Source organism: Streptomyces sp. NPDC005820, assembly GCF_040630255.1.
GTDB lineage: Bacteria > Actinomycetota > Actinomycetes > Streptomycetales > Streptomycetaceae > Streptomyces.
In genome coordinates this window covers 105,234-118,384 of the sequence record NZ_JBEXXE010000035.1, presented here as the reverse complement: position 1 = coordinate 118,384, position 13,151 = coordinate 105,234, and the positions used below count along the sequence as shown (strand labels likewise).

The 13,151-nt window shown below is 72.7% G+C and carries 9 protein-coding genes and 1 pseudogene; 7 read left to right on the top strand and 3 right to left on the bottom strand.

What is annotated here, in order from left to right:
- The first annotated feature begins 31 nt into the window (after positions 1–31).
- Positions 32–2,185 (top strand): primosomal protein N', encoded by a 2,154-nt coding sequence (locus ABZ464_RS35695; RefSeq protein WP_359284229.1) that lies wholly within the window; start codon positions 32–34, stop codon positions 2,183–2,185.
- Positions 2,186–2,277: 92 nt separating this feature from the next.
- Here the strand turns inward: ABZ464_RS35695 and ABZ464_RS35690 are convergent, their stop codons facing one another.
- The gene (locus ABZ464_RS35690; protein ID WP_359284227.1) at positions 2,278–2,823 is read right to left on the bottom strand and encodes a hypothetical protein; all 546 of its coding nucleotides are present in this window, start codon (positions 2,821–2,823) and stop codon (positions 2,278–2,280) included.
- 281 nt (positions 2,824–3,104) lie between these two features.
- Between ABZ464_RS35690 and fmt the strand changes: the two genes are divergently transcribed.
- From fmt to ABZ464_RS35670, 4 genes are all read left to right on the top strand, one after another.
- Positions 3,105–4,037, top strand: a complete 933-nt coding sequence (fmt, locus tag ABZ464_RS35685) for a methionyl-tRNA formyltransferase (RefSeq protein WP_359284225.1) — start codon at positions 3,105–3,107, stop codon at positions 4,035–4,037.
- A 75-nt stretch (positions 4,038–4,112) separates the two neighbouring features.
- The gene (locus ABZ464_RS35680; protein ID WP_359284223.1) at positions 4,113–5,540 is read left to right on the top strand and encodes a transcription antitermination factor NusB; all 1,428 of its coding nucleotides are present in this window, start codon (positions 4,113–4,115) and stop codon (positions 5,538–5,540) included.
- Between the two features lie 240 nt (positions 5,541–5,780).
- Entirely contained in the window at positions 5,781–6,905 is a 1,125-nt protein-coding gene (locus ABZ464_RS35675; protein ID WP_359284221.1) for a DUF3500 domain-containing protein, read from the top strand.
- Positions 6,905–8,299: a HupE/UreJ family protein gene (locus ABZ464_RS35670; protein WP_359284219.1), complete on the top strand. Its 1,395-nt coding sequence runs from the start codon at positions 6,905–6,907 to the stop codon at positions 8,297–8,299. The genes ABZ464_RS35675 and ABZ464_RS35670 overlap by 1 nt, the downstream gene beginning before the upstream one ends.
- Before the next feature lie 81 nt (positions 8,300–8,380).
- Here the strand turns inward: ABZ464_RS35670 and ABZ464_RS35665 are convergent, their stop codons facing one another.
- Positions 8,381–9,616, bottom strand: a complete 1,236-nt coding sequence (locus ABZ464_RS35665; RefSeq protein WP_359284218.1) for a MalY/PatB family protein — start codon at positions 9,614–9,616, stop codon at positions 8,381–8,383.
- A gap of 81 nt (positions 9,617–9,697) precedes the next feature.
- On the opposite strand from ABZ464_RS35665, the pseudogene ABZ464_RS35660 reads away from it, so the two are divergent.
- Together ABZ464_RS35660 and ABZ464_RS35655 are read left to right on the top strand one after the other, a co-directional pair.
- Positions 9,698–10,111, top strand: a pseudogene (locus ABZ464_RS35660) (Lrp/AsnC family transcriptional regulator); the annotation flags it as partial.
- Between the two features lie 129 nt (positions 10,112–10,240).
- A complete protein-coding gene (locus tag ABZ464_RS35655; RefSeq protein WP_359284217.1) occupies positions 10,241–10,951 on the top strand; it encodes a carbonic anhydrase in 711 nt (236 codons plus the stop codon).
- Between the two features lie 25 nt (positions 10,952–10,976).
- Here ABZ464_RS35655 and ABZ464_RS35650 read toward each other — a convergent pair whose 3' ends face one another.
- Positions 10,977–13,112, bottom strand: a complete 2,136-nt coding sequence (locus ABZ464_RS35650; protein WP_359284216.1) for an MMPL family transporter — start codon at positions 13,110–13,112, stop codon at positions 10,977–10,979.
- Positions 13,113–13,151: the final 39 nt, after the last annotated feature.

Here is a 13,151-nt window from a genome sequence, read left to right as displayed (position 1 = left end):
GCTGTCAGTGGGGTTTGGTAAGAATGCAGGGGTGAGCAGCGAGAACGGGCCGGGGGCCGGGGGCGGGGAGGGCGCGCCGCCGGAGCAGCTCGCGTTGATCCGGGAGACCGTGCGCAAGGCCAAGGAGCCCCGGGCCAAACCGCGGACCTGGCGGGGTGCCGCGCTGGCCGAGGAGCTGCCGGTCGCACGGGTGCTCGTCGACAAGGGCGTGCTCCATCTCGACCGGTATTTCGACTACGCGGTGCCCGCCGAGCTGGACGCCGAAGCCCAGCCCGGGGTGCGGGTGCGGGTGCGGTTCGGCGCCGGGCGGGGCCGGGTGCGCGAGGGGCGGCGCGAGGGCGGGGGACTCATCGACGGGTTCCTCGTCGAGCGGCTCGCCGCCTCCGACTACTCCGGGCCGCTCGCGGCCCTCGCCCAGGTCGTGTCGCCCGAGCCGGTGCTGGGCCCGGAGCTGCTGGGACTGGCCCGGGCCGTCGCCGACCGCTACGCGGGGAGCCTCGCCGACGTCCTCCAACTCGCCGTGCCGCCGCGCAACGCGCGCGCCGAACAGCGGCCCTCGCCCGCACCGCTGCCCCCGCCGCCGGCCCCGGCGGCCGGATCCTGGACGCGGTACGAGCGCGGGGGCGCCTTCCTGGAGTCACTGGCCTCGGGAGCCGCGCCGCGCGCCGTGTGGAACGCGCTGCCGGGGCCCGGGTGGAGCGAGGAGCTGGCGCGGGCCGTCGCCGCGACACTGGCCTCGGGACGCGGCGCCCTCGTGGTCGTACCGGACGGGCGGGCCGCCGCCCGGGTCGACGCGGCCCTGACGGCCCTGCTGGGGGAGGGGCGGCACGCGCTGCTCCAGGCGGACGCCGGACCGGAGAAGCGGTACCGCGAATGGCTCGGCGTCCGGCGCGGGAGCGTACGGGCGGTGGTCGGGACCCGGGCCGCGATGTTCGCCCCCGTGCGCGACCTCGGGCTGGTGGCCCTCTGGGACGACGGGGACGACACCCACAGCGAACTGCACGCGCCGCAGCCGCACGCGCGCGAGGTGCTGCTGCTGCGCGCCGCGCAGGACCGGTGCGGTTTCCTCATGGGCGGCTGGAGCTGCACGGTAGAGGGCGCGCAGCTCGTCGAGAGCGGGTGGGCGCGGCCCCTGGTCGCCGCGCGGGAGCAGGTGCGGCAGGTCGCGCCGCTGGTGCGGACCGTGGGGGACCAGGATCTGGCGCGGGACGAGGCCGCGCGCGCCGCCCGGCTGCCCACCCTCGCCTGGCAGGCGGCCCGCGAGGGGCTGCGGCACGGGCCGGTGCTGGTGCAGGTGCCGCGGCGGGGTTACGTACCGCGGATGGCGTGTGCGCAGTGCCGGGCCGCCGCCCGGTGCCGGCACTGCTCCGGGCCGCTGGAGGCGCGGGACGGCGGGGCGCTGTGGTGCGGGTGGTGCGGGCGTGAGGAGAGCGCGTGGCACTGTCCGGAGTGCGGGTCGTTCCGGCTGCGGGCGCAGGTCGTGGGGGCGCGGCGGACCGCGGAGGAGCTGGGGCGGGCGTTTCCGGCCGTCCCGGTGCGGACCTCCGGGCGGGAGCACGTGCTCGACACGGTGCCGGGGGCGCCCGCGCTGGTCGTGAGCACTCCGGGGGCCGAGCCGGTGGCCGAGGGCGGGTACGCGGCGGCGCTGCTGCTCGACGGCTGGGCCATGCTCGGCCGGCCCGATCTGCGGGCGGGGGAGGACGCGCTGCGGCGCTGGATCGCGGCCGCGGCGCTGGTACGGCCGCAGGGGGAGGGCGGGACCGTGGTGGTCGTCGCCGAGCCGACGCTACGACCCGTGCAGGCGCTGGTGCGGTGGGATCCCGTGGGCCATGCGCTGCGGGAGCTCTCCGAGCGGGCCGAGCTGGGATTCCCGCCGGTGTCGCGGATGGCCTCGGTGTCGGGGACGGCGGAGGCGGTGGCCGCGTTCCTGGGGGCGGTCGAACTGCCCGCCGAGGCGGAGGTGCTGGGTCCGGTGCCGTTGCCGGTCACCCCGCCGGGTCGGCCGAGGCGGCCGGGGGCGCCGCCCGCGGGGGAGCCCTGGGAACGGGCGCTGGTGCGGGTACCGCCGGGGAGGGGCGCGGCGCTGGCGGGCGCGCTGAAGTCGGCTCAGGCTGCGCGGATGGCGCGGGGGGCGGAGGAAGCGGGGCGGGTGTGGGTGCGGATCGATCCTGGGGATATCGGGTGACGGGTCGGGGGGAGTGGGGCAGAGGGCTGGGGGTGTCCTGGAATGCGGCTGCCCTCTCGGGAGGGGCCGAGAGGGCAGGGGCGGTGCGGGCCTCAGCCGTTGCGTGGGCCGGGGAAGGCGGTCGGTCTCGCCTCGTCGCGCAGGGACGGGCTGCCCGCCGTCGGCTGGGTCGGCATGGAGCGGGCGGCGGGGACGGTGGGGACCGCCGGCAGGCCCGTGTTCACGCTGACCGTGCGGGGGCCGGTCGGATCCGCCGCGGTCCGTTCCGTCTCGGCGGGTGCCTGGGGCACGGCCCTGCGGGCGCCGTAACGGCGGTGGACCGCCTGTTTGGTGACTCCCAGCGCGGAGCCCACCGCGTCCCACGAGAAGCCGAGCGAGCGGTCGAAGTCCACCGCCGCGGTGACCAGGGTCTCGACACTGTCCCGCAGTTCCTGGGCGAGGCGGACCGTCGGGGCGGGGGCGCGTCCGTAGACGACGAAGCCCGTGGAGGGGCCGGAGCGGCGGGGGCGGTAGACGTTGCCCAGTTGGGCGGTGAGGGTGCGCAGCGCGTCCACCTGCCGGCGGACCCGCTCGATGTCCCGCACCAGCAAGTGAAGGCTGGCCCGGGCCTGGGCGTCGTGGGTTGCATGGTCGGCCATGAACATGCCTCTCGAACCGGCGTTGGGGAGAAGGTCAACTCTTTCTTGACCAACGCGGGTGCGCTCCGCTGGTCACGGTGTGGGGGCGTATGGGCATATGCGGGCGCTCCCGGTGTCGGTCCGCGCCCCCTTCCTCTCATCCTGGTCCCGTCGGACCATCGCGTGCCGTCGGGTCGGTCAGGGGGCCGTGCCCCGTCGGTAATTGAGGGTGGGGGGCTCGGGGTGGGGTCATAGACTTGTGCGTTGCCCGTGGTTCGTTCCTTCGAGAGGCCCGTTCTTTGATGAAGCTCGTCTTCGCCGGTACCCCCGAGGTCGCCGTTCCCGCGCTGGACGCCCTGATCGCCTCCGGGCGGCATGAGGTGGCCGCCGTGGTGACGCGGCCCGACGCGCAGTCGGGGCGGGGGCGGCGGATGGTCGCGTCTCCGGTCGCGCAGCGGGCCGAGGAGGCGGGGATCGAGGTGCTGAAGCCCGTCCGGCCCCGGGATCCGGAGTTCCTGGAGCGGCTGCGGGAGATCGCGCCGGACTGCTGTCCCGTCGTCGCCTACGGGGCCCTGCTGCCCAAGGCGGCGCTCGACATTCCGGTGCACGGCTGGGTCAATCTGCACTTCTCGCTGCTGCCGGCCTGGCGTGGTGCCGCACCGGTCCAGCACGCGGTCATGGCCGGGGACGAGATCACGGGGGCGTCCACCTTCCTGATCGAGGAAGGGCTCGACTCCGGGCCCGTCTACGGGACCGTCACCGAGGAGGTGCGGGCCACCGACACCAGCGGCGATCTGCTGACGCGGCTCGCCTTCGCCGGCGCAGGGCTCCTCGCGGCCACCATGGACGGGATCGAGGACGGCAGCCTGAAGGCGGTGCCGCAGCCCGCCGAGGGGATCACCCTCGCACCGAAGATCACCGTGGAGGACGCGCTGATCGACTGGGCCGCCCCCGCGCTCCGGGTGGACCGTGTCGTGCGCGGCTGCACGCCCGCCCCCGGCGCGTGGACCACCTTCCGGGGCGAGCGGCTCAAGCTCATCCATGTGCAGCCGGTTCCCGGGCGGGACGACCTCGCTCCGGGCGCGCTGGCCGTCGGCAAGAACAGCGTCCACGTGGGGACGGGCTCGTACGCCGTCGAGCTGCTGTGGGTGCAGGCCCAGGGCAAGAAGCCGATGCGGGCCGCCGACTGGGCGCGCGGGGTGCGCATCGGCGAGGGCGAGCGGGTCGGGGCGTAACGCTCCTGCACCGGCCCGGCGCGCACGTCGTACGCTGGACGCGACTTCCATCCTGCAATCCGGAGCACCTTTTTCGTGAGCGACCAGCCCAGCCGTCCCCGCAAGCCCGCCCGGCCCTACCGCAGGCCCCAGAAGGACCCGGTCCGCATGCTCGCCTTCGAGGCGCTGCGGGCCGTGGACGAGCGGGACGCCTACGCCAACCTGGTGCTGCCGCCGCTGCTGCGCAAGGCGCGGGAGAAGGAGGGACCCGACAAGTTCGACTCGCGGGACGCGGCGCTCGCCACCGAGCTGGTGTACGGCACGCTGCGGCGGCAGGGGACGTACGACGCCGTCATCTCCGCCTGTGTGGACCGGCCGCTCCGGGACGTCGATCCCCCCGTGCTCGATGTGCTCAGCCTCGGGGCGCACCAGCTGCTCGGGACGCGGATCCCGACGCATGCCGCCGTGTCCTCCGCCGTCGAACTGGCACGGGTCGTGCTCGGGGACGGGCGGGCCAAGTTCGTCAACGCCGTGCTGCGGAAGATCGCCCAGCACGATCTCGACGGATGGCTGGAGCAGGTCGCCCCGCCCTACGACGACGATCCCGAGGAGTATCTCGCCGTCGTGCACTCGCATCCGCGCTGGATCGTCTCCGCGCTGTGGGACTCGCTCGGCGGCGGGCGGGCCGGGATCGAGGACCTGCTCGAAGCCGACAACGAGCGGCCCGAGGTGACCCTCGTCGCCCGGCCCGGCCGGGCCACGGCCGAGGAACTGCTCCGAGAGGAGGCCGCCGTACCGGGGCGCTGGTCGCCGTACGCCGTGCGGCTCACCGAGGGCGGGGAGCCCGGGGCCGTCGACGCCGTACGGGAGGGGCGTGCCGGTGTGCAGGACGAGGGGAGCCAGCTCGTCGCGCTCGCCCTCGCCGCCGCGCCGGTGGACGGGCGGGACGAGAAGTGGCTCGACGGGTGTGCCGGGCCCGGCGGCAAGGCCGCGCTGCTCGCCGCCCTCGCTGCCGAGCGCGGGGCCGTGCTGCTCGCCTCCGAGAAGCAGCCGCACCGGGCGGGCCTCGTGGCCAAGGCGCTGCACGGCAATCCCGGGCCCTACCAGGTCATCGCCGCCGACGGGACCCGGCCGCCGTGGCGCCCCGGCTCCTTCGACCGGGTGCTGATGGACGTGCCGTGCACGGGCCTCGGTGCCCTGCGGCGGCGGCCCGAGGCACGCTGGCGGCGCCGGCCCGAGGACCTCGAAGGGTTCGGGCCGTTGCAGCGCAGGCTGCTCGGGACCGCCCTGGAGGCCGTGCGGGTCGGGGGTGTCGTCGGGTACGCCACCTGCTCACCGCATCTCGCGGAGACGCGGGCGGTCGTCGCCGACGTGCTCAAGCAGTACCCGCAGACCGACCTCGTCGACGCGCGGCCGCTGCTGCCGGGCGTATCGGCCCTGGGCGACGGGCCCGACATCCAGCTGTGGCCGCATGTGCACGGCACCGACGCCATGTATCTGGCACTCATCCGCCGGACCGGCTGAGGCCGACATGACGGCACGTCATATCCCAAGCCGGACAACGGAGTTGAAGTCGGGAACCTTAAGCCGATGACCCTCGGGCACAGCATCGCATAGGCAAACCCGATTGTTTCTTGATGTCGGCCACAGTGGTGGCTGGTTGCCTTTATCTCACCAAAACAACGGCGCGGAATCCGGGAAATCCAATTCCTCCGGAATGGATTTCCGGAGTTCCGCGAAGCTTCTTTGGAAGGGATCGAAAAGGTGCCAGAGAACAACACTCACCGCAGGTCGAAGAATCGGTGGAAGAAGGCCGGTGCAGCTTTCACCGCGGGAGCGGCTCTGCTCTTCGGGGCGGTGTACGTCAACGCCAATGCCGCGTCCGTCCCGGGCGGCCCCTCCGCCGGCGGGGCGGCGACCGCGAAGGCCTCGTCCGCCGCCTCGTCCGCCGCCGCCTCGGACGTGGTCACCGCGGCCGACACCTTCCTGGACACCCTCGACGACGACCAGCAGTCGTCCGTGCTCCTCGACTTCACCCAGGCGAACGCCACCGCCTGGTCGAACCTCCCGTGCGGTTCGACCTGCCGGGTCGGCATCGCGTTCAGCTCGCTCAGCGACACACAGCTGACCGCCGCCAAGGCGGTGATCGAGGCGGCGACCGGCACCGGCACCAAGACGGGCTACGACCAGATCACGCAGATCCTGGCCGCCGACGACTACCTCGGCGAGTCCGCCAGCGGCTACGGCAGCGGCAACTACTACCTGGCGTTCCTCGGCACCCCGAGCACGGACGGCACCTGGCAGCTGCACTTCGGCGGTCACCACCTCGCCCTGAACCTCACCTACAAGGACGGCGAGGTCGAGGGCTCCACGCCGTACTTCGTCGGGGTGGAGCCGACCAGCTGGACCGAGGACGGCACCTCGTACGCGCCGATGTCCGGGATGTACGACGCGATGTCCGCCATGGTCGCCGGCCTGAGCACCGACGAACTCACGCAGGCGAAGCTCTCCGAGTCGTTCAGCGACGTGCTGCTCGGTCCGGACGACGACGGCGACTTCCCGACGACGAAGGAGGGCCTCAAGGTCGGCGAACTCACCGACGACCAGCAGGAGCTGGTCCTGAACGCCATCGAACCGTGGGTGGACGTGGCGGACGACACCGCCGCCGCCTCCGTGCTGAGCACCTACGAGTCGGAACTGGACGAGACCTACATCTCGTACTCCGGCTCGACCGATCTGAGCGCCCAGGGCGACTACGTGCGCATCGACGGACCGGGTGTCTGGATCGAGTTCGTCTGCCAGGACGGCGTGGTGTACTCGGACCAGATCCACTACCACACCGTCTACCGGGACCACACCACCGACTACGGTGGAGAGTTCTCGTTCTGATGAACCGCCAGCCGATCTCACTGTCACATGTGCTGCGCATGCTGGCCGGGATCGCGGTGACGGTGACGGCGGCGCTGCTTCTGGCAGCGCCGCCTGCCGCCGCCCATCCCATGCCCCACTCGGTGCTGCTGCTCGACGTGCACGAGACGTCGGTGACGGCCGAACTGCAGCTTCCGGTCGGCGACTTCTCCCGGGCCAGCGGCATCGCCCTGGACGACTCGACCACGGCGAAGCAGCTGTCGGCGCGCAGCGCCGCGATCCGCCGCTACCTCGCGGCCCATCTGCACCCCACCACCGGCCGGGGCACGGCCTGGACCGTCACCTTCGGCGGCCCGGCCCTCGGCCGGGCGGAGCAGACCTCCACCGGCACCTACCGCGAACTGACCGTCCGGGCCACGCTCACCCCGCCGGCCGGCGGGGACCCGCGCCGGTTCGTCCTCGACTACGACGCGATCGTCCACCAGGTCGTCACCCACACCGTCATGGTGTCCGTCCGGCAGGACTGGGCCACCGGCCGGGTGGCCCAGGAAGGGCAGGCCGACGCCACCGAGGTCGGGGTCATCCGGATCGACACCCGGACCATGACCGTCGCCCCCCTCACCGTCGACCTGGAGAGCGGAAGCGTCTGGAGCGGGACGTACGCCATGTTCCGGCTCGGCGCCGATCACATTCTCGAAGGCACCGACCATCTGCTGTTCCTGCTCATTCTTCTGCTGCCCGCTCCCCTTCAGGCAGTCGGAAAGCGCTGGCGCGGAACGGTGAACAATCGGGCCGCGATCGGCAGAATCGGCCGGACGACCCTCGCTTTCACCATCGGGCATTCCCTCGCGCTCGCCCTGAGTGCTTTCGGCCGTCTCGACATTCCGGCCCAGCCGGTCGAGGCCTTTATCGCCTTCAGCATTCTCGTCGGTGCCGTCCATGCCATGCGCCCGCTCTTCCCCGGACGGGAAGCCCTCGTCGCCGGCGTCTTCGGCCTCGGGCACGGACTGGCCTTCTCGCTCACGCTCGCCGAGATGAACCTCTCCACCACCCAACTGGCCCTCAGCCTCGCGGGATTCAACCTCGGCATCGAGTGCATGCAACTCGTCCTCGTCCTGCTCGCGCTGCCGGGCCTGATCTGTCTGACCCGGCTGCGCAGGCACGCCGCCCTGAGGGGCGCGTGCGCGGCGCTGACCGCCGGCGCGGCCCTCGGCTGGCTGCTGGACCGGCTCGGCCTGCCCAACCCCGTCGCCCGCGCCGCGGACAGTGCCGGGACGCACACCTCCCAACTGCTCCTCGTCCTCGTCGCCACGGCTCTGCCGGCCACCCTCCGGCTGATCACCGCCCACCGCCGCGACCGGGGTCCCGGGAAAGCCGCCGGTCCGAGCCCTGTACTCACCACCAGACTCGAGTAGGGGGCGTGGCCGTCCGTCGAGGGGCGTGGCCTCCTGCGGTCATCGACCCTCGGCGGCCGGGCACAGCTCTTCGACCGCCGGTCACCCACCCTCGACGGCCGTGAGCAGCCGTCGTATCGCCTCGTCGACCGTGGCACGCGGGCATCCCAGGTTCACCCGCATGTAGCCGTGGCCCTCGAGACCGAACTTCTGGCCCCTGTCCAGCCACAGGCGGGCCGTGGTGAGCAGGAACCTGTCGAGGTTCTCCGCGTCCATCCCGAGGCCCCGGCAGTCCATCCACGCCAGGTAGAGCGAGTCGGCCGGGAGGACCCGCACCTTCGAGGTGGCGGCGTTGACGGTCTGCGCGAAGTGCGCGTGGTTGGCGCGCAGGTAGGTGAGCAGTTCCTCGAGCCACGGTTCGCCCTGTGTGTAGGCCGCCTCGGCGGCGACCATCCCCAGCACGTTGACCAGGGGGAACACATTGCGGTCGTACTGGCGGGCCAGCTCCTCGCGCAGCCTGCGGTCGGGGACGAAGACGTTCGCGCACTGCAGGCCCGGGAGGTTGAAGGTCTTGCTCGGGGCCGTGCAGGTGATGCTGTTCCGCGCGAACTCCGCGCCGAGGGAGGCGAACGGGATGTGCTTCTTCGTGGGGTCGATGACCAGGTCCTGATGGATCTCGTCGGAGACGACCAGGACGCCGTGCCGGGCGCAGATCTCGCCCATGGTCCTGAGCTCGTCCTCGGACCAGACGTTGCCGGTCGGGTTGTGGGGGTGGCTCAGGATGAACAGCTTGGTGTCCGGGCGGATGGCGGCCTCGAACACGCGCGCGTCGAAGCGGTAGCCGTCCTCGGTGCGTGCCAGGGGAGCGAGGGCGAGGCGGCGCCCGTTGAGCAGGACGTCGTCGTGGAAGTGCGCGTACACGGGCGGCTGGATCAGGACCGAGTCGCCGGGTGCGGAGAAGGCCTGCACCGCCGTCTTGAGCGTGGTGATGATGCCGGCGGTCTGGAGCACCCACTCCCGCGACGGCTCCCAGCCGAAGCGCCGCGCCTGCCAGCCGGTGACGGCGTCGAGGTAGCTGTCGGTCGCGCCGCCGGGGTATCCGAAGACGCCGTGGTCCACGGCTTCGTGGAGCGCGTCGAGCACCGGCCGGGGCGCCTTGAAGTCGGTGTCGGCGACCCACATCGGGAGCGGGTCGGCCGCGGCCTCGTCCGGAGCCAGGTAGTCCTCGGCGAAGGTCCACTTCATGGAGTTCGAGCGCGTCCGGTCGACGGGTTCGTCGAAGTGCGAGCGCCGCGGGCCGTGCGGCGCGGTGCGGAAGGGGGTGTCGTCGCTTGCCATGCCGGGAGGCTAGCCACGATACGGGGCAAAGTGTTCGCGAACTTTGCCCGGAATCAGGCTTGCGGCGCTAATATTCCAGGTATGGACGCCGTGGACCGCCAAATTGTTGCCATCCTGCAGGCGGAGGGGCGCATCACCTTCACGGAACTGGCCGACCGGGTCCGGCTGAGCATGTCCAGATGCCAGCGGCGCGTGCGGGAGCTGGAGGCGGAGGGCACCATCCGCGGCTACAGCGCGCTGGTCGACGGCGCGTCCCTGGGATACGGCTTCGAGGTCCTCCTCTTCGCCACCCTCACCCGACCCGACGCGGTGGAGGACTTCGACACCGCGCTCGCCGGGATCCCCGAGGTCGTCGAGGCCCAGCGGCTGTTCGGTGAACCGGACTACCTGATCCGGGTGGTCAGCGCCGACCTGCCCGCGTACCAGCACCTCTACGAGACCGTCCTCGTCCGGCTCCCCGGCGTCCGCGGCCTCAACTCGACCATCGTCATGAAGCAGGCGGTCGGGCCCCGCCCGTTCCCCGGCCGGTCGCCCCGCGAGCGCTCGCCCAAGGGGTCCGCCGGCGGGACACGGCGAGCCGGGGGCGGTGCGGCGAGGGCCTCGGACGCTTCGTAGGGTGGCCCCATGCCTCGGACCTCCCCCGCAGTCGCCCTCGACGCTCTCCTCTCCGGGAACGAGCGCTTCGTCGCGGGCGCGCCCAGCCATCCCAACCAGGACGCCGCCCGCCGGGCCGAGCTCGCGCCCGGCCAGGAGCCCTTCGCAGTCATCCTGGGGTGCTCGGACTCCCGGCTGGCCGCGGAGATCATCTTCGACCAGGGGCTCGGCGACCTCTTCGTGGTCCGGACCGCCGGGCATGTGCTCGGGGCGGAGGTGCTGGGCAGCGTGGAGTACGCCACGGCCGTGCTCGGCTGCCGGCTGGTCGTCGTCCTGGGGCACGACTCCTGCGGAGCCGTGGCGGCGGCCCGCGACGCCGTGGAGAACGGACTGCCCTCGAAGGGATTCGTCCGGGACGTGGTCGAGCGCGTCACCCCCAGCGTGCTGGCCGCCCGCGCGGCCGGCCTGACCTCCGCCGACGACATCGTCGACGAGCACATAAGGCACACCGTGCATCTGCTCCTCGACCGCTCCCGCACCCTCTCGGACCAGGTGGACGCGGGTGAGGTGGCGGTCGTGGGCATGGCGTACCGGCTGGCCGAGGGCAGCGCCCGCATCCTGATCTCAGGGGGGACCACCGGGAGCCCGGTCGCGGCCACGGGCAGTACCAGCGCCCCCGCCGCGGCCACCGGCACCTCCGGCGCCCCGGTGTCGGTCATGGGCGGCGACCAGGACTCCTGACGGGCGGGTCCCGGCGGGCGTCGGCTCAGCCGCCCGACCGCGTGGCGGGTTCCGGTGCGCTCTCGGGCAGCGCCCGGCCGTCTTCCCGGGCCAGCCGGTGCGGCCACCACACCTTCGGTCCCACGTCCAGGAACAGCGCCGTGACCAGCACCGACCGTACGACGAAGGTGTCCAGGAGGACGCCCAGGGCGACCGCGAAGCCGATCTCGGCGAAGCCGACCATGGGGAGTGTGCCGAGGGCGGCGAAGGTGCCCGCGAGCACCAGGCCCGCGGAGGTGATGACCGAGCCCGTCGCGGCGAGGCCCGTCACCACGCCCGCACGGGTGCCCTGCCGCAGCGCCTCCTCGCGGACACGGGTGGTCAGGAAGATGTTGTAGTCGATGCCGAGGGCCACCAGGAACACGAAGACGAACAGCGGGAAGTCGGTGGACTCACCCGCGTAGTCGAACACGTGCCGGAAGGCCAGCGCGCTGATGCCGAGGGCCGCCGCGAAGGACAGGATCACCGTCCCGACCAGCAGCAGCGGGGCGATCAGGGCGCGCAGCAGACCGCACAGGATCAGCAGGACCACGCCCAGCACCAACGGGATGATCAGGATGTTGTCGTGGGTGGTGGCCCGGTCCGCGTCCAGCAGGGCCGCCGTTCCGCCGCCCACCTGCGCGTCGGCGTCGGGCACCGCGTGCACCGCGTCCCGGACCCGGTCCACCGTCTGTTTGGCGGCCTCGCTGTCGGACGGGGCGGTCATCGTCGCCTCGAACAGCACCTTGCCGTCGTGGAGGGGTTTCGTACCCGGTGGCAGACCGAGCGAGGTCGGTACGACGCCGTCCGTGGCGGCCACCGTCGCGCCCACCTGACGGGCCTGGGCCTGGTTGGAGACGATCACCAGCGGATCGCCGCTGCCCGCCGGGAAGTACTTCTCGGACACCTCCTGGCCCGTGATCGAGTCCGGTTTCCCGGTGAAGGCGTCGGCGTTGCCGATGCCCGCCGCGCGCAGCTGGATCAGCCCGAGCGAGCACACCGCCAGGACCAGCGCGGTCACGATCCAGATCATGCGCGGGCGGCGGGCGATGCCACGGCCGGTGCGGGCCCAGAACCCGTTCCCGGTCGGATCGGGGGAGCCGTAGTGGGGGATCACCGGCCAGAAGATCCAGCGGCCGCAGATCACCAGCAGGGCCGGGAACAGGGTCATCATCGCGAGCAGCGCGACCGCCACGCCGATGGCCGCCACCGGCCCCAGACCGGCGGTGGAGTTCATCTCGGCGGCCGTCAGGACCAGCATGCTCAGCACCACCGTGGCGCCCGAGGCCAGCACCGCCGGGCCCGCCCGGTGCAGGGCCAGGGCCATCGCCTCGTGCCGGTCCTCGTGTCTGCGCAACTCCTCCCGGTAGCGGGCCACGAGCAGCAGGGCGTAGTCCGTCCCGGCGCCGAAGACGAGGACCGTGAGAATGCCCGCGCTCTGACCGTTCACGGTCAGCCCCGCGTAGTGGGCCAGGAAGTAGATCAGCGCCTGTGCCGTGAACAGCGCGACCACCACACCGATCAGCGGGACCAGCAGCAGGGTCGGACTGCGGTAGGTGATCAGGAGCATCACGATGACGACACCCATCGCCGCCACCAGCAGCGTCGAGTCGATGCCCTCGAAGGCCTTGGCGAAGTCCGCGGAGGTGCCGCCGGGGCCGGTGATGTGCACGGCCGGCCCCGCGTCGCCCTTGCCGACGACGTCACGGATCGAGTCGACGGCCGGCGAGATCCGCGACCAGCCCTTCTCGTCCATGGTGATCGGCACGTAGATCTGCGCGGCGCGCGGATCCACCGGCCGGTCGTACACCGGCCCGCGCGTCTCGGCCCCCCGGATCCCATGGTCCGTGAGCCGTCCGAGTTGCACCGCGTCCGCCGTGATCTGCGCCCGGTCCCGCGCCGTCAGCCCGTCGTCCCGGGCGTACACCACGACCGCGGGAATCTGCTCCGGCCGGAACCCCTTCGAGATCTCCAGCACCTGCGTCGACTCGGCCGACCCCGGCAGCCAGGACGCCGCGTCGTTGTCCTGGGCCCCGGTGAGCTTGGAGGCGAAGGGCGCCATCACGAACAGCACGGCCACCCACAGCACAAGCACCAGCCACTTGGCCCGCCGCCCACAGACAAGATGCGCGGTGCTCTTCATACCGACCCCGGCTGTCCGGGGGCGCGGGGAACTGCGCGA

Bases quoted from the DNA above. Each gene is read 5' to 3' on its own strand.
- ABZ464_RS35690 (WP_359284227.1), bottom strand. From the start codon at position 2,823: ATGGCCGACCATGCAACCCACGACGCCCAGGCCCGGGCCAGCCTTCAC.
- fmt (WP_359284225.1), top strand. From the start codon at position 3,105: ATGAAGCTCGTCTTCGCCGGTACCCCCGAGGTCGCCGTTCCCGCGCTG.
- ABZ464_RS35670 (WP_359284219.1), top strand. From the start codon at position 6,905: ATGAACCGCCAGCCGATCTCACTGTCACATGTGCTGCGCATGCTGGCC.
- ABZ464_RS35665 (WP_359284218.1), bottom strand. From the start codon at position 9,616: ATGGCAAGCGACGACACCCCCTTCCGCACCGCGCCGCACGGCCCGCGG.
- ABZ464_RS35655 (WP_359284217.1), top strand. From the start codon at position 10,241: ATGCCTCGGACCTCCCCCGCAGTCGCCCTCGACGCTCTCCTCTCCGGG.
- ABZ464_RS35650 (WP_359284216.1), bottom strand. From the start codon at position 13,112: ATGAAGAGCACCGCGCATCTTGTCTGTGGGCGGCGGGCCAAGTGGCTG.